The organism is Kribbella turkmenica (assembly GCF_004348725.1).
GTDB classification, from domain to species: domain Bacteria; phylum Actinomycetota; class Actinomycetes; order Propionibacteriales; family Kribbellaceae; genus Kribbella; species Kribbella turkmenica.
The window spans coordinates 1-15,317 of record NZ_SMKR01000176.1 but is presented as its reverse complement, the minus strand read 5'-3'; the positions used below and the strand labels follow the sequence as shown (position 1 = coordinate 15,317).

Annotated in this window: 17 protein-coding genes, 1 tRNA gene and 1 pseudogene; 14 read left to right on the top strand and 5 right to left on the bottom strand. The window is 66.0% G+C overall.

The annotated features are described in order from the left end of the window. The first annotated feature begins 511 nt into the window (after window positions 1-511). Window positions 512-1,735 (top strand): IS110 family RNA-guided transposase, encoded by a 1,224-nt coding sequence (locus E1218_RS29860; protein WP_407657645.1) that lies wholly within the window; start codon window positions 512-514, stop codon window positions 1,733-1,735. A gap of 174 nt (window positions 1,736-1,909) precedes the next feature. Further along, window positions 1,910-2,491, top strand: coding sequence for a hypothetical protein (locus E1218_RS29855; RefSeq protein WP_132326265.1), 582 nt, complete (start codon window positions 1,910-1,912; stop codon window positions 2,489-2,491). Between the two features lie 511 nt (window positions 2,492-3,002). On the opposite strand, the gene E1218_RS29850 is transcribed toward E1218_RS29855, so the two are convergent. Next, window positions 3,003-4,271, bottom strand: coding sequence for a hypothetical protein (locus E1218_RS29850; RefSeq protein ID WP_132326263.1), 1,269 nt, complete (start codon window positions 4,269-4,271; stop codon window positions 3,003-3,005). A gap of 51 nt (window positions 4,272-4,322) precedes the next feature. Continuing rightward, window positions 4,323-5,288, bottom strand: coding sequence for a restriction endonuclease (locus tag E1218_RS29845; RefSeq protein WP_132326261.1), 966 nt, complete (start codon window positions 5,286-5,288; stop codon window positions 4,323-4,325). A 434-nt stretch (window positions 5,289-5,722) separates the two neighbouring features. Between E1218_RS29845 and E1218_RS38295 the strand changes: the two are divergent. Beyond that, window positions 5,723-5,953, top strand: a pseudogene (locus tag E1218_RS38295) (helix-turn-helix domain-containing protein); the annotation flags it as partial. Between the two features lie 90 nt (window positions 5,954-6,043). On the opposite strand, the gene E1218_RS37560 reads toward E1218_RS38295, so the two are convergent. Both E1218_RS37560 and E1218_RS29835 read right to left on the bottom strand, forming a co-directional pair. Next, complete coding sequence (locus E1218_RS37560; protein WP_233712566.1) at window positions 6,044-6,670, bottom strand: GNAT family N-acetyltransferase; 627 nt, start codon at window positions 6,668-6,670, stop codon at window positions 6,044-6,046. Continuing rightward, the gene (locus tag E1218_RS29835) at window positions 6,667-7,452 is read right to left on the bottom strand and encodes a GntR family transcriptional regulator (protein WP_165949473.1); all 786 of its coding nucleotides are present in this window, start codon (window positions 7,450-7,452) and stop codon (window positions 6,667-6,669) included. The genes E1218_RS37560 and E1218_RS29835 overlap by 4 nt, the downstream gene beginning before the upstream one ends. Before the next feature lie 124 nt (window positions 7,453-7,576). On the opposite strand from E1218_RS29835, the gene E1218_RS29830 reads away from it, so the two are divergent. The 11 genes from E1218_RS29830 (at window position 7,577) to E1218_RS29780 (ending at window position 15,066) form a co-directional block, all read left to right on the top strand. After that, window positions 7,577-8,038, top strand: a complete 462-nt coding sequence (locus E1218_RS29830) for a plasmid replication, integration and excision activator (protein ID WP_132326255.1) — start codon at window positions 7,577-7,579, stop codon at window positions 8,036-8,038. 2 nt (window positions 8,039-8,040) lie between these two features. Next, complete coding sequence (locus E1218_RS29825; protein ID WP_132326253.1) at window positions 8,041-8,538, top strand: hypothetical protein; 498 nt, start codon at window positions 8,041-8,043, stop codon at window positions 8,536-8,538. Continuing rightward, entirely contained in the window at window positions 8,538-8,789 is a 252-nt protein-coding gene (locus E1218_RS29820) for a hypothetical protein (RefSeq protein WP_132326251.1), read from the top strand. Before E1218_RS29825 ends, E1218_RS29820 begins: the two co-directional genes overlap by 1 nt. A 1-nt stretch (window position 8,790) precedes the next feature. Further along, window positions 8,791-9,042, top strand: a complete 252-nt coding sequence (locus E1218_RS29815) for a hypothetical protein (protein ID WP_132326249.1) — start codon at window positions 8,791-8,793, stop codon at window positions 9,040-9,042. A gap of 17 nt (window positions 9,043-9,059) precedes the next feature. Then, window positions 9,060-9,332, top strand: coding sequence for a hypothetical protein (locus E1218_RS29810; protein ID WP_132326247.1), 273 nt, complete (start codon window positions 9,060-9,062; stop codon window positions 9,330-9,332). A gap of 6 nt (window positions 9,333-9,338) precedes the next feature. Beyond that, the gene (locus E1218_RS29805; protein WP_132326245.1) at window positions 9,339-9,614 is read left to right on the top strand and encodes a hypothetical protein; all 276 of its coding nucleotides are present in this window, start codon (window positions 9,339-9,341) and stop codon (window positions 9,612-9,614) included. A 4-nt stretch (window positions 9,615-9,618) separates the two neighbouring features. Next, on the top strand, window positions 9,619-11,061 hold the full coding sequence (locus E1218_RS29800) for an FtsK/SpoIIIE domain-containing protein (protein ID WP_132326243.1): 1,443 nt from the start codon (window positions 9,619-9,621) through the stop codon (window positions 11,059-11,061). After that, complete coding sequence (locus E1218_RS29795) at window positions 11,058-11,513, top strand: WhiB family transcriptional regulator (protein ID WP_132326241.1); 456 nt, start codon at window positions 11,058-11,060, stop codon at window positions 11,511-11,513. Before E1218_RS29800 ends, E1218_RS29795 begins: the two co-directional genes overlap by 4 nt. A 254-nt stretch (window positions 11,514-11,767) precedes the next feature. Next, window positions 11,768-13,441, top strand: a complete 1,674-nt coding sequence (locus tag E1218_RS29790; RefSeq protein ID WP_132326239.1) for a replication initiator — start codon at window positions 11,768-11,770, stop codon at window positions 13,439-13,441. A gap of 12 nt (window positions 13,442-13,453) precedes the next feature. Next, window positions 13,454-13,648: a helix-turn-helix domain-containing protein gene (locus tag E1218_RS29785; protein WP_325052868.1), complete on the top strand. Its 195-nt coding sequence runs from the start codon at window positions 13,454-13,456 to the stop codon at window positions 13,646-13,648. Next, entirely contained in the window at window positions 13,645-15,066 is a 1,422-nt protein-coding gene (locus tag E1218_RS29780) for a tyrosine-type recombinase/integrase (protein WP_202866262.1), read from the top strand. Before E1218_RS29785 ends, E1218_RS29780 begins: the two co-directional genes overlap by 4 nt. 119 nt (window positions 15,067-15,185) lie before the next feature. On the opposite strand, the gene E1218_RS29775 is transcribed toward E1218_RS29780, so the two are convergent. Further along, window positions 15,186-15,258: transfer RNA gene (locus tag E1218_RS29775), tRNA-Arg, on the bottom strand. Window positions 15,259-15,317: the final 59 nt, after the last annotated feature.

Below are 15,317 nucleotides of genomic sequence, written 5' to 3'. Positions count from 1 at the left end.
GGGATTCACCGACCAGGTCGGCAGCTCGCTCCTCATGCGCCGATCGACAGATCCGCTGTTGGTTCCGCTTACTCGCCGGCCGTGATCAAGAGGCCGCAACTTGACCTCTTCAGCACATCGGAGGTCTGATAGCTGCCAAACCAGGTCGGCGCGGTGCGGGTCAAGAGTCGGCTTGCCGATCCCGTAGGGACGCGTAGCGCTCTAATGGGTCTGCGCGGGCGCGGCTCGCGCCGCTGGCTTGGATGATCACTGTGGCGCCCGGAGGCTTCGATCTCTTCGTCAAGAGGGTGGGCTCCTGCCGGTGGCGGGCGCAGACTGCTGCTTGAGCCGCCGGCGGGATGACCACTCAAGCGCTCAGAGACCTGGATCTCTTCGTCAAGACGGTGGCCCCGCCGGTCGCTGGAGACCGCAGACGGCTGGTGGGGTGTCGCGCCGTGAGCGCTGTCCATTAGGGCGCCGCGTGGCCTCCGCGGCTCATCGGTGCGGGCGAGCAAGGGAGGAGATGTCGATGGTGGTCTTCTGCGGGATTGACTGGGCCGAGCATCACCACGATGTGGCGATTGTGGACGCCGTTGGGCAGGTGGTGGCCAAGCGGCGGATCAGCGACGACGTCACCGGGTTCACCCAGCTGACCGAGCTTTTGTGTGTCCATGCCGTGCGGCCGGCTGACGTGCAGGTGGCACTCGAGACCGACCGTGGACTGCTGGTGGTGGCGTTGCGGGCCGCGGGCTATCGGGTGTTCGCGATCAACCCGAAGGCGGTTGACCGGTACCGGGATCGCTACGCGGTCTCGGGGGCGAAGTCGGACGCGGCGGATGCGCTGGTCCTGGCGAATCTGGTGCGCACCGACGCGGCGCGGCATCGTGAGCTGGCCAATGATTCAGCACAGGTGGAGGCGATCGCGGTAGTGGCTCGCGCGCACCAGGACGCGGTCCGAGTCCGGTTGCGTGACACTGGCCGGCTGCGGTCGTTGCTGCGTGAGTTCTTCCCGGCCGCGCTGAGCGCGTTCCCGAACCTGGCGACCAGGACGGCGTTGCAGATCCTGGCGGCCGCACCGACCCCGAGCCAGGCGCAAGCACTCGATCACGGCCAGATCCGCGACCTGCTGGTGTCGGCGGGACGGATCTGCCTGCGGGCCAGCCAGGTGGAACGACTGCACCAGATTTTCGCCGCCGAGCAACTGCATCAGCCGCCCGAGGTGGAGCAGGCAATGGGCGTCGCGGTGCGGGCGATCGTCACCACGCTGCTGGGCATCAACACCGCCATCGCCGACCTCGAGGCCGCGCTGGCGGCGCGTTTTGACAACCACCCGGACGCCGAGATCCTGCGCAGTTTGCCCGGACTCGGCGTGGTCCTCGGCAGCCGGGTACTGGGCGAGTTCGGATACGATCCGACCCGCTTCCTCGATGCTGCCAGCCGACGCCGCTATGCCGGAACCGCCCCGGTCACCCGGGCTTCGGGCAAGTCCCGCGTCGTGCTGCTGCGTCGGGCCCGCAACCAACGGCTGGCCGACGCCTGCCGCTGGTGGGCGTTCAACGCGATGCAGCACTCCCCAGGCGCCATGGCCTACTACCGTCGACGCCGTACCGCTGGAGACACCCACGAAGCAGCGCTTCGCCGACTGGCCAGCAAGCTCGTCGGGCAACTCCACCACTGCCTCGAACACCGCGAGCCCTACCGAGAAGACATCGCCTGGCCCATCACCGCCAGCGACGCTCCGCCGACCGCGGCCTGAGCCACCGCCCGGACAGCCGCCGAATCACGGGGCGCAGCGGCTGCGTCAAGGGCTGCCGCCAGGCAGACGCGCAGCGTCGCGAAGCGCCCTTGGCGATGCCGCGAAGACCCGCACAATCACCGGCGCCGGAAGGTGGCGACCAGCTGCAGCGTTGCGGCCGGCAATAATCGAGTCGTGAGCGATAACCCGGGCGACGCGGTCACGCTGACGGTCGGCGATTACAGCATCGTCGTCGGCACACAGCCACCGGACCTGCTGGGCCACTACCTCGTCCATGCCGGCCTCGTCGACAACTTCCCTGCCACCGATGACCCATCCTCGGTCGGCTATAGCTACGTGGCGATCGGAACCGGCGACTGGCCAGAACTCGTGGTCACTCAACACTTCAGTCCCGCCGGAGGTGGCTTCGCGCCGGGCGTGCTGTTCGTGCCCGACAAGGCTGCGCTGTTCATCGGCGCCGGCTCCCGGCTCCTGGGCTACCACCGCGGCCCTGCAGGCGAGTGGCGGCTCACCTTCGTTGACGAAGCCGACATGGGCTTTTGGGCCTGGCGCCAGCACGGCGATGTCGTCTTGATGTCGGCAGAACTCGAGCTCGCGGCGTGGAGCACGAACGGCGCGAAGTTGTGGACCACCTACGTTGAGCCACCATGGACTTACCGTCTCGTGGGCGAGGACATCCACCTCGACGTGATGGGCAAACACAGCGCCTTCAACAAGCACACCGGACCAACCCGACCGTCCCCCGCGGCAACCTAGCAACCCACCCGCGTCGTCCTACTCACATCGAGAACCGCCATGCCAACAGGCGACCACAATCGACGAAGACCCAGCCCTTGCCCGCCGCGCCCGTGGGGTGTCTTGATGCGTGCCGTGCTGGCCGTACGATCGGGCGGCAGGGGGACGGGGCTACCCGCGCTCGACCGCGAGGACCTGGACGAGAACGACCCTCTGGAAATGGTGAATCTCGGCCCGTCTCCGCGCGGGCGGGGCGAGGTTCGGCCGGCAGGTCGCATGGGCTCGCCCCGCCCGCGCGGGAGGCGCGCCGAAGGCGCGCCCTTGATCCTTAAGAGGTCAACGCGGCAGTCGGCTAGCGTGCGACAGGTTGTCGTCGGCTGATATGCGAGATTTGTCCGCCAGGCGGTCTGCGATAGCAGGAAAGCACGCACCGTGGCAGATGAGTACGCTCCGCTGCAACGCGGCCTGTCGCAGGGAGGCGGTTGGCCGAGCGCGTCAAACGCGGTTGGAGTGAGGCGGACCGCTTGCCGCTTCAGCCGGTGGTTGGCGTCGGCCGATTGAGCGGGTGTGGTACCAGCAGGTCTGGCGCAATGACAGTCGGTAGCGAGTTCAGCCACTCGGCGAGCTCCCCGGGGCGCCGGGGTACGTATGTTCCGATGGACTGCAGCTCCTTGGAACTCAACAGGGCGTGGCGCATGGCCTTGTCTGGGAACACCGCCTCGCAGTACGCGTACGCCACCGATACAGCATCGATGTCGACGATGTCGTTCACGGTCCACTTGTGCCGCGGATTCGTGTGGTAACGCGTCTTCACGCTCACCGCGACCTGAGTGTGGGGCATCGCCCCCATGAACCGTCGCAGCTCGTCGTCGGGCGGATCAAAGTCAGGCAAGCCAGCCTTCTGGCGCTCGATCCGCATGCGGGTGTACATCTCGATCCACTCGTGCACGAACTCGCGAGCAGCGATGAGGTCCCGAAGTCGGCCGCGGCGCCACTTCGGATTGTCATTCAATACCCGGTCGGTGTCCTGTTCCCATTCGACCCGGCTTCGCTGACCCTCAACCGCCACCTGCGGCTGGAAAGCGGGATCGGTCCGGAGCTGCTCGAGGTCCTCATCGGACGGACCGCGCAGCATGCGGCGCTCCATCTCGTAATTCATACTCGCCATCAGCCTGTCGAACTCGGCGTCGGGCATCCGAGCACGGACCGCGTCGGAGGCGTCGCCACCAGCCTGGTTCACAATCTTCATTCCGCCGACCATCCCGAAGGCGTGTCCGAACGTCGACCGCACAAGCGCAACACTCCGATCAGAGATGTCCTCGCCCAAGATCTTCGCCATGCCCGCTTCGATCTCAAGTTCTGCGATGAGTGTGCGCCCGGCCAAGTAGCGGTAGTCGGACAACGTCTCAAGGATGTCGGCGAGGTTGCCGCGCTGCTTGGGGTCGGTGATCTGTGCGATCTCCCACAGGTGCTCGCCGCTAAGCGGGAACATGGCGCGCCGCTCAAGTTTGGCGCGCAGCGCCGCCTGGTAAAGCTTGAGGTACTCAGCCGGCACCTTGGTGTCGCCCCGCGATGCGCGCGCCATTCGGATGGCCACGTGCAGGTCCAGGTACACCAGCGGGATCCGCGGGCGCATCACATTTGCCCACACGAGTTCCTCGGCCATCGGAACCTTCAAGCCGATGTTCACACCTTTTCGCCTTCCCTTGCCCGACGGACTAAGTGTGCCCGGGACAGCCGACATCTGCATTGTCGTTTCCAGCGAGGCGTACAGCCTGTCGTGCACCAGGCCCACGGACATTCGACGCGGATCTATTGGCGGATCACAAACAGCGCGCGGCTGCCTGAAAGCTCAACTCTCTGCTCCGTCTGGGTGCGCACCCGGCAACGGCCCGATGTAGTCGACCGACATGTTGGTGATTCTGGTGTTGCTTATCAGGAGCGGTGTCGTGCAGACGACCAGCGTGCCTGTCGCCGTGATTGCGAGCTGATCCGGGTCGTCGACATGTTCCCACTGCTCGTCCCGCTGATACGGGACCGCGCTCACCGGCAGGAACGACGCATAGAAGGCCTGGCCGTTCAGGTAGTCGACGAGTCCTCTACAGTCCTCTGGCTGGAACTTGCCGAGCCAGGTCTTCGACTGCACTTCGTAGATGAACCCAAAGTTGTGGACGGGCCTGAGCTGCGGCTTGTCTGCCGCGTCTCGGACCAGTGCCTCAACTTTCTGGGCTGAGGCCGCTCGATGCACCACCCCAGGCTGTTGAGACAGAGAGCCCTGATTCCAGGCTTGTTCGAACGTTCCGAGGGGATCGACAATGGTCTGCCCACCATCGGTTGACATTTGGATGCCATGTCTGTCGTTCCTGGGAACCTGATCTCCTGCCTGAAACTCGAACTCGCCGGCGACGCTCACCAGTGGCGTCAGCTCAGTCCAGATGATCGGGATCTTCAACTCCAGTGACCAGTTCGCAGATCGAGCATCGTGCGCATTGAAGAGGGAGATGCCGCAGTTGCGAGCGTACTGATGGATTGAGTTGGAGAACCCGCCGCTGCACACCAGCGCTCCGTACTGCGCCTGGACATCTCGCATCACGCCGGAGAGCGCGTCGATTCGGTCGATGGTCGCTCGGCGTCCGTAGTCCTTAGCGTCGATGATCCCGAGGAAATCTGGGTCGCGCCGCCGGATGGAGACATCAATCTGGCGGATTCTGCCCGACAACTGCCCAACGATGTGGTCGTCCCACTTGACCTCTGCCGTCGGCTCCAGCTCACCGATGATCACCGCTACCAGCTGTTCGAACTCGACCGACTTCCTCATGGCCCTCCCGCAGTCAAGTCACATAGTGCCGCATCATGAGGACGGGCTCAGTAGGGCGTCGCTGGTCCGCGACCTCTCGGCGGGTGGAACCCCAGCTCGGCGTCGTTGCTCACGCCGAGGATGAGGCATAGGGCTGCTCGGTACTCCTCGCAGGGCCACCACACCGCACCGCGTTCTAGCTTGGCGATGTAGTGGCCTGTGATCGGGTACCTCTTGGTACTGACGGCGTACAGAAGCTCGGCGACGCGGTGTGCGAGTTCGCTGCGGCTCATCGGTCGTCCGGGCGCGCTGCGTGACACCGTGCGCATCCGCGCGGCGGTCAAGAGATGGTTCGGGCGTGACTGATTTTCAGGTGCCACACCTGGAATAATATCGCTGCACCGCTATAAGAGGCCATAGGCCGTGAATCGCGGCATACCGGTGCGTTTTGCCGGATGACGTCGGGCTGGGCGGCGCGGGAAGATCTGCGCATGACGCCGGACGAGTTGGACAAGCTCATTGCTGGCAACGTCCGTGCCGCCCGCGCTCGGCATCGGATGCGGCAGGAAGACCTGGCGGACGAGCTGGATTGGACCCGCTCTGTTGTTGGTTCGCTGGAGAACGGGACGCGGCGTGTGACGCTGGCGGATGCCGTGGCGCTCTGCGGTGCACTCAAGATGAATCTGCGGGAGCTACTGCAAGGCGCTCCCGAGGACTCTCAGGACACTCGGTCTCGACTGAGTGCGAGCGTCCCGCGTCGACGGCACGACCCGCCTTCAGATCGTCTGCTCGCTGAGGACCGGGCACCGCGCCCGCTCGAACGGCTCGAAGCGGCTGTGCTTCGTCGGCAGGGTCTGCGGCTTCTCCGCGAGGACTTCAGCCGTCTTGCGGTCGCGCCAGTCGGTGGCGGGGCGCTGGAACAGTGCGCCGGACGGATAGTGGGCTAGGTCGAGCGTCCGGACGTGCTTGAAGCCGCGGTTCTCGTAGTAGCGGTGGAGGCCGATGTTGTCGGTCCAAACGTCGATGCGCACCCAACGGTTGCCGAGCTGGCCGGCGCGCTCGCATGCCCAGTCGATCACGTCGTCACCGAGACCGGCGTACTTGCGGCGCACGATGAGCCGGTGCAGGTACATGGCGGGTTCGGCCTGCTCCTCCGGCGTCCAGAGCTGCGGGTCAGAGAAGGAGTCGAGCGCGACCGTGGCGGCGGTGTCGCCGTTGTCCGTACGGATCATCCATGTCTCACCCGCGCGGATACTTGAGAGGATGCGCTCGGACTGCGCTTCGGGGTTCGGCCACGCAACGGCCCATTGATCGATGCCGCGCTTGGCGAGCCACTGGCTAGCCTCGGTCCGCATCGCCAGGATGACGGGCAAGTCCTCGATCGTGGCCTGCTCGACGATCACGACGCGCCTCCGTTCTCGGCGTACGCAGTCAGGTCGCCCAGCTCGTAGACGACTCGGTTGCGGTCGCCGGCAAAGATCGTGAGCGTCAGGCGAAGCGGTCGCTTGTCGCTGTACGTCGTACGAACGTAGACCAGCACTGGCGTGCCCTGGCTGAGCCCGAGCTTCCGAGCCTCGTCGGGTCGCGGCATGCGGGTTGTCAGCTCGTCGACGTACCCAATTTCTGTGTGCCCCTTCGCAGCCAGGGCGCGGATGACACCACCAGGCACATCGTGGGGAGTGAGTAGCCCGCACTCCTGCGAGATGTCCATCGGGTAGTAGCTGTCCTGCAGGCTGAACGGCTGACCGTCGACGAAGCGGGAGATTGCGCGGGAAACGAGCGAGTCACCCTCGTCGACGTGCAAGCGCGCCGCCAATTCGGGGGTCGCGGGCTTGATGCGCATCTCGAAGTCCCGGTACTCACCCTTGCGGCCCTGGTCCCGCATCTCGGCGTAGAAAGCGTCCGTCTGGTCGCTCGCGTGCCGGTCGCGGCTCTCTGCCCACGCCGCGTGATAGGTGAGCATGACCTGCTCGCGAACGACAGTGCCCTTGCCCTGCGTGCTGCTGATCATGCCCTCGTTCTGAAGCACGCCGAGCGCAAGCCGGACGGTGTTCCGCGACACGTCGTACTGCTCGCGCAGCTCGACCTCGGTCGGCAGGCGGTCGCCGGCCTTGATCGCGCCCGTGCGGATCTGGTCGCGAAGGTCGCTCGCGATGCGCTGATACAGGGGGTCCGACTGGGCCATACCGCCTCCTCTCGAAGTTGTCCCAACAAATGGTGCCATTCCTCTTGACCTGCCCATAATGCGTCCCTATGGTTGGTGATGTACCAAAGGTTGGTACAAGTCAGAGTGTAGTGGAGGACTCACTATGGGTATGCCGCGCCGAGTGATGGTCCAGTTCGGGCTCGCCTTCCCCTACGGCCTGTACGCCGTGGGTCCCGTCGAACCGGAACTCGACTTCGAGCGGTCGACCAAGGACCGCCCGGTGCAGGCTCGGGACAAGGAGTCCGAAACCCTGGTCTGGAAGGTCGAGGTCATGGACCCCGACCCCGACATCAAGAAGAACGACCGCACGTTCGTCGTGCGCCTCCTGGCCGACGTTCAGCCCGTACTCCCGGAGTCTTTGCCGGGGCTGCCGTTCACGCCGATCCACCTCGAAGGCCTGACGGCGGCACCCTGGGTGGACACCCGCTCGTGCACGGGCCCGGAGGACGGCAGGGGTCACCGATGCCGCGCTCGTCAGGGCTGGTCCTTCCGGGCGACGGCGGTCACCGCGCCGAAGAACATGCCGGGTCAGTCCCGGCCTGCTGCGAGCGGCAAGGCAGCCTGATCGTGGCAGTCCGCGGAGAGCTGTCGATAACCGTCGACGCGCACGTAGAGCCGGATACGGCGCTGGGGCATGACCTGTTCACCAAAGGCGGGGGCGGTATCCCGTGGGTCGTCCTGAAGGTCGGGCGCATCGGGCTGTATGTCCATGACCTGTCGGTGCTTGACGCACTCGATGAGCTGATCGACCGCGCTCGCCACGACCTTGCCCGGGCACTGGGTGTGCTCCCGAACGGCGAACCATGCGCCTTCGTGGACGACTTCGGGTCGATCGAGTGGAACGAGCACGACCACGACCGGTGCCTTGAGCAACTGCTCGACGAGCCTGCGCCCTTCGTACCGGTCGTGGTCGCAGGTACAGCGTGGGAGCGTCACGACGACCCGACCGTCGAAGACAACCCGCTCGATGACGACGACTTCGGAGACGAGTCTGACGACGAGGACGACTTCGACATGATCGACCGTCCCGGCAGCCGGATTCTGCGCGCTGAGGGCTGGCTCTGATGCAGCGCCGAGACCTAGACGCGTGGGCGACTGCTCTCGGCGTGGGAGACGACGACGCAGCATTCGTGCAGCTCGTCCGGGTGGAGCACGCGGTGCAGGAAGAGCGCGAGAACTACTCGGCCGTCTGCGACCGGCTGCGTGGGCTGGACGTTCGAGGTCTCGCGGCGCTCGTGGTCGACCGGCTCGACTTCGTGCAAGAGGGCCTGTTCTGGGTCAAACGCGACTTTCTGCTGCACGAGCGGGGGTTGTGACGTGGCCGGCCGAACGAAGGAACTCGACCGCTGGGCTCGCGTCCTCCGCGCTGGCAACGATACCGAGGCACTGGCCGAGATCGTGCCGCTACGGCAGCGGCTGGTCGACTCCGCGGCTCGGGTGCTGTGGATCGACCGGTCGTTGCGGCGGTGCCCTGACGGTGACCTCCGGGTTGCTACCCGGCAGGCCGTACAGGAGGCCGTCAACCTCTGGTCGGAGGTAGCCGTTGTGGCTCGGAAGTTCGAGCTTTAACTGAGAGGAGAGAAGTAGTGGCTGGGCTGTTCGCAACGCGCAGAGACCTCGACGGCTGGGCCGATGCGCTCGGGGTCCGGAACGACGAGGACGCATCGGGCGAGCTGCACAAGCTCATGGGCCGGTTGCTGGACGCGCAGGACCGGGTTCGAACGGTGGCGCGGTCGTTGTCCAAGGCCCCGAAGGACGACGTACGGGGATCGCTGGCGACGGCACTTGGACGCCTGGACCTGACGGTCGTGGCGGTCGATCAGGCGTTGCGTGGTTTCGCCGTTCACGAGAGGGGCTGACGAGTCATGGCGATTGCCGGCAGGCGCCGGTTCCTGGACCAGTGGGCCCGCGCCTTGGACGTGACGAACGACCTGGACGCAATGGCGAAGCTCCGCGGCCTGATGAACGAGCTGGACGACGCCAGGAGCCAACTGCAGAAGACAACGCGGGTGCTGGCCGGTGTGCCGGACCCAGACGCGAACAGCGGAGCGACTGGCGCAATGACCGCCCTTGAGCAGGCCTGGGGTCATCTGCTGGTCGTGGAACGCCGGTTCGCCAAGCACGAGAGAGGAGGCAAGTAGGGCCATGGGCAAGATCAAGACAGGCAGGAAAGCCGCGGGCGACTTCCCGTTCGGGCGCATGGTGGCATCGCAGCTCCGTCACCCTGGCGTGATGCTCCCGCTGCTGGGTGCTCCGGCGCTGGCCGTGTATGGCGTAATGCAGGGCTGGACGCGCCCACTGATCGGTGCCGGCGTCCTGGTGGTGGTGCTGGCCGTGTGGGCGATGCGGTGGCGAGTCTCGTTCCGCAATCAGGTCATCTACCGCGTGAAGGCCTGGTATCGGCGGTGGTTCCGGTACGCGCCACGCTGGTGGTTCTGGATGGGCCGCCTCGGACTCTCGGTGACCGACGAAATGACCGGGTGGATTCTGCGACCTCGTATCGTCAAGGTCCGCTCGACCGGCTGTATCGACTCGCTGCTGCTGGATCTGCCGCTCGGCGTCCGGGTCGACCAGGTCGCGGAGGCAGTTCCGGACCTGCGGCACGCAGCGAAGGCTCGACGGGTGTCGGTGCGGGAGCTGGAGCCGGGCCTCGTGTGGGTGGACTTCTTTACCGCGGACCCGCTGCGCAAGACCATCGTTCCGGTACCGCATCCGGCACGCCTGAACGTGCGGGACCTGGACGGCCTGGTGCTCGGCTACTGCGAGGACGGTACGCCGTGGCAGCTCAAGGTCGCAGGTCGGCACATCTTCGTCTGCGGTGTCTCTGGTGCTGGGAAGTCATCGGTGCTGTGGTCGCTGCTGTGGTCGCTCGGGCCGTACATCCGCGCCGGCCTCGTGGTCGTGCACGGCATCGACCCCAAGGGCGGGATGGAGCTGGAGTTCGGGCGGGAACTGTTCGACCGATACGAGGCCGACGACTACGAAGCCATGGCGGAGCTCCTCGAAGAGGACGCGGACTACCTCGACGACCGCACCAAGCTGCTGCGCGGCAAGGCCCGGACGTTCACCGCATCGCAGGAGACGCCGTTCGTGCTGATCGTCATTGACGAGCTGATGCAGCTCACCGTCTTGCTGCCCGGCGCGGAAGGCCGTCGACTGTCCGCCCGGATCGACGTGGCGCTCGGTCGACTGCTCGGCAAGGGCCGCGCGCCCGGTTTCTCCGTCTTCGCAACCTCGTTGCTGGTGACCAAGGATGTGGTGACCTGGCGCGAGTTGTTCTCGACCAAGATTGCTATGCGCCTCGACAACGAGGCCCAGGTCGAAATGGCGCTCGGCGAAGGTGCGCGGGATCTCGGCGCGGAATGCGATCGCATCCCCGAATCCCTGCCTGGCGTCGCCTACGTCCTCCAGGAGGGTAAGCGCGAGCCTGTACGGGTCCGGGCGGCGTACATGAGTGATGACGCGATCCGTGACATGGCAACCCGGTTCACGCCGCACAGCGCGATCAAGTCCGGTCGCCAGGACGTGACCCTGATCAACCCGAACACGGTTGACGGCGAGGTAGTCGAGAGCGGTGAAGCCGCGTGAGCACCAAGGTTCAGGTCGCCGGCCAACTCGCACTGCCGCTCACGCCGCAACTGCCGCTCCCGATGCGGGTCACCATCAACCAATGGATCATCCGCGGTTGGCGTGACCGCGCTGCCTGCCTCGGCAGCACCGATCCCGCGTTCACCAGCGAGGAACCCACCGTCAGGGAACAGACCGACGCAGCGCAGACCGTCTGCGCGAGTTGCTTGGTGCGCCGATCCTGTCTCGCCTCCGCGCTGCTCAACGACGAACAAGGCGTCTGGGGCGGCACCACCGACACGGACCGGGACGCCATCACAGCCAAGCTCGCCGAACTCTCGGCGTACTGGGCACGGATCGCGCCCTGGCCGCTCCCCGCTGCCTGCCGAACCGAATGGACGCCGGGACCCAAGGCGCTCGACCCCACCAAGCCCCTTCCGCTACCGCGCGACGCAGAGAGAGCCGCAGCATGAGCGCCGCCGGCCGAACCTTCGCTAGCTGGGCGGCCTTGTGATGACCGTGCAAATGCGTCTGTCCGGCGACCCAGCGGAGATCGAGGTCATGGTCAAGGTCCTCGCCGTTGTGTTCCAACTCGACGGCTCCGGGCGGCTGTACACCAACCAGGGAGCCGCGGGCGTCCGTTGCTACGTCACCGCCCGAATCCCCAACAAACACGACCGATCCGAGCCGCTGACGCCGAATCAGAACCAGTAGGGAGGTGGTCCAGATGACCGACACCGCAACGCACGGCAGGATCACACTGGACCGCTTCCCGCTGGACGTAGTACAAGATCTGGCGATCACCAACGGTGTCTGTGTTCGACCGATCCTGAACCGCGTTGTCGACACCGAGACCGGCACAGAGCGCATCGTCGGCGTCTCCTGCGGGTCGACCCTCGTCTCGAAGTGCCCGCCGTGCGCCGAGGCCAACCGGCGACTTCGGATGCAGCAGTGCCGCGAAGGCTGGCACCGAGACACCGAACTCGACCTCCCCGCCGACGATGCCCAGCTCGAGGACGAGGACCAAGGCGAGCCCGAGGACGCCGGCACCGACGATGAATCCACGCGCCGTGTCCGATCCACCCGTCGACGCCAAGACGCGCCGGACCTGCCACGAGTCCCGATGGACAAGCGCACGGTCGGTACGACGTTCCGCGCACCCAACGGCAAGACCTACCGCCCGTCGATGTTCCTCACCCTCACACTCGACTCGTACGGCGCGACCCACCGCCTCCCGTACCGGGTCAAAGGCAAGCTCGTGCCATGCTCCTGCGGCGTCCACCACAGCCCTAACTCACCTGTGCTGTCGACACCGGTCAACCCGTCGACGTACGACTACCGCCGCGCCGCGCTCGACGCGCTGCACTTCTCCAAGGGCGTCGACCGCTTCGTTCAGAACCTGCGCCGCTGTGCCGGGTACAAGGCGCAGTACTTCGCCGTGGTCGAGCCACAGAAGCGCCTCGCTCCGCATCTGCACATGGCTGTCCGGGGCACGGTGCCGCGCGAGATTGTCCGCCAGGTCGCCGCCGCCACCTACCACCAAGTGTGGTGGCCAGAGCACGAGACGCCCCTCTACGGGGCCCAGACCGGCCGGGGCCTCCCGATCTGGGACGAGGACGCCGAACGCTTCCTCGACCCGAACACAGGCGCGCTGCTGCCCACCTGGGACAACGCGTTGGACGACCTGGCCGCCAATCCCGCGGCGCAGCCCGCACACGTTGTCCGGTTCGGTGAACAGGTCGACTACAAAGGCATCGTCGCGGACTCCGAGACCAAGGTCGGCAAGGCGATCGGCTACCTGACCAAGTACCTCGGCAAGGCGATCGGCGAGACCTACGGCGACGACCCTGCCGAGCTGCACCCTGCCCAGCTCGACCACCTGAACCGGCTGCACGAGCACGTCAAGGTCCTGCCCTGCTCGCCGGCCTGCGCGAACTGGCTCCTGTACGGCATCACCCCGAAGGACGCGACCGGCAACCTCGTCCCCGGCGAATGCGACAGCAAAGCCCACGACCGCGAACACCTCGGCCTCGGTGGGCGTCGAGTCCTGGTCTCGCGGCAGTGGACCGGCAAGACCCTGACCGACCACCGCGCCGACCGCGCCGAAGTCATCCGCCAAACCCTCTCCGCGGCCGGCGTCGAGATGGACGACCAAACCGCGCTGTCCGTAGCCCAGACCACCAGCGACGACGAACAGCCGCGGTTCATCTGGACGCCCGTTCGCCCCGGCGACGAAGACGCACCCACACAGAAGGAAGTCCTGGCCTACAGCATCACCAAACGCATCCGCTGGCGCGAGCAGTACGAGCAAGCCAAGCAGCGCGCCCGCGACGGCACAGGACCACCGACCGACAGCAATTCGGCAACTGACGACAACGACGACGCCGCGAACGCGGCCTAGCTAACTGGGGAGCTGACCATTCAAGACGATTCGCGCCTACTCAAGGTCGAGGAAGTGGCCGAGCACCTGAACGTGTCTCGCTGGACCGTCTACCGGCTGATCAAGGAACGTGAGCTGACCAGCGTCAAGGTGCGCAACGGTCGCCGCGTACCGCTGCAGTCCATCCGGGCCTACGTCGCCGGCCTGATCGAGGACGTGGCATCGTGACGACGCTCGCATTCATGGAACCCGAGGAGCCGAAGAAGCCGCGGAAGGCCAAGCCTAAGGCAGCCAAGAGCCAAGCGGGGAGGCGGAACGTCAACGGTGAGGGCAACATCCGCGAACGCTCGGACGGTCGTTGGGAGGGTCGGGCCTACGTCATCACCACGGACGGCCGGGAAGTCCGCCGCAGCGTCTACGGCAAGTCCTGGGAGGACGTGCACGAGAAGCTGACCAAGATGCAGGCGGACACCATGTCCGGCAAGCGCGTGGCGTCCAGCTCGCAGACGGTTGGCGAGTACCTGGAGTACTGGCTCCACGAGCACGCTCGGCACCGGGTCCGGGATACGACGTACGCGAGCTATCGGTGGCTAATCGAGAAGTACCTCGTACCGCTGTTCGGCAAAAAGAAGCTGACGGCGTTGCGCCCGGCTGACATTCGGCGCGGCTTCTTCCAACTCAAGCAGACCTGCCAGTGCTGCGCGAAGGGCAAAGACCAAGCCCGCGAGGACCGAGCGAAGAAGCTCCGCGCGGCGCGCGCCGGCAAGGCTCCGAGGAAGAACGCTCGACCGATCGAGGGAGCACGTTGTTGCGCGAAGACTCCGCGTGAGTGCTGCCGGGACGTGGTGTCAGACGGCACGATCCGCTACCTACACCGAGTGCTGCGCGCGGCACTTCAGGACGCAGTGACCGAGGACGAGATCCTGACGGAGAACGTTGCGAAGAAGCTCCGGATGGACCACAAGTACAGGCCGGCCTTCAAGGCGTGGAAGGCGGACGACGCAACGAAGTTCCTCGGCGCGATTCGTGATGACCGGCTGTATGCGCTCTACGCCGTGGCGCTCTCGCTCGGCCTCCGTCGCGGCGAGGCACTGGGACTTCGGTGGTGGGACGTGGACCTGACCAACGGCGTGATCCAGGTCGAGCACGGGTTGCACCGCGTCGACGGTGAGCTGCAGCTCGGCCAGGTCAAGACCGACGGCTCCGCTCGGGAGGTCCCAGTACCGAAGTCACTGCTGCCCGTCCTGCTCACGCACTGGAAGGCGCAGGAAGCCGAGCGCGCCGGCCACCTCGCGCAGCTGGCCGGACCCAACAAGAAGAAGGAGCGAGCCGCGGCGGTCGAGGCGTGGGAGAAGGGGTACGTGTTCACGACCACGCTCGGTACGCCGATCGAGCCGCGGAACGTGAACCGCCACTTCGACGCTCTGTGCGCCAAGTCCGGCGTACGGCGGATCCGGTTCCACGACCTCCGGCACTCGTGTGCGTCGTTGCTGTGGAGTCAGGGAGTCCCGCTTGAGCAGATTCAGGACATCCTTGGGCACGCTGACCCCCGTACGACGAAGGTCATCTACGTCGACGTAGCCGAGGAGCTGCAGCGCGAGGCCGTCGACAAGCTCGGGTTCCTGTTCGAGGAGCCGGAGGGGTGACGTTGGGGTCAATCGTGGGGGTCAAGAGGGCGGCGAGCACCAGAGCCGCCCTCTCCGACATTTACCCTGAACAGACAAATGCCCAGGTCAGCGACCCGGGCATAGTCAGTTTCACGAAGCGCGCTCGGAGGGATTCGAACCCCCAACCTTCTGATCCGTAGTCAGATGCTCTATCCGTTGAGCTACGAGCGCTGGACAACGACGAGTAACGATACATGGGGGAGGTGGGTGGAGGCCAATCGGCTCCGGGG

What these genes read in the sequence shown, in the direction of transcription:
- E1218_RS29850 (WP_132326263.1), bottom strand. Translation starts at nt 4,271, where the DNA reads ATGTCCGTGGGCCTGGTGCACGACAGGCTGTACGCCTCGCTGGAAACG.
- E1218_RS29845 (WP_132326261.1), bottom strand. Translation starts at nt 5,288, where the DNA reads ATGAGGAAGTCGGTCGAGTTCGAACAGCTGGTAGCGGTGATCATCGGT.
- E1218_RS29835 (WP_165949473.1), bottom strand. Translation starts at nt 7,452, where the DNA reads ATGGCCCAGTCGGACCCCCTGTATCAGCGCATCGCGAGCGACCTTCGC.
- E1218_RS29830 (WP_132326255.1), top strand. Translation starts at nt 7,577, where the DNA reads ATGGGTATGCCGCGCCGAGTGATGGTCCAGTTCGGGCTCGCCTTCCCC.
- E1218_RS29820 (WP_132326251.1), top strand. Translation starts at nt 8,538, where the DNA reads ATGCAGCGCCGAGACCTAGACGCGTGGGCGACTGCTCTCGGCGTGGGA.
- E1218_RS29805 (WP_132326245.1), top strand. Translation starts at nt 9,339, where the DNA reads ATGGCGATTGCCGGCAGGCGCCGGTTCCTGGACCAGTGGGCCCGCGCC.
- E1218_RS29800 (WP_132326243.1), top strand. Translation starts at nt 9,619, where the DNA reads ATGGGCAAGATCAAGACAGGCAGGAAAGCCGCGGGCGACTTCCCGTTC.
- E1218_RS29790 (WP_132326239.1), top strand. Translation starts at nt 11,768, where the DNA reads ATGACCGACACCGCAACGCACGGCAGGATCACACTGGACCGCTTCCCG.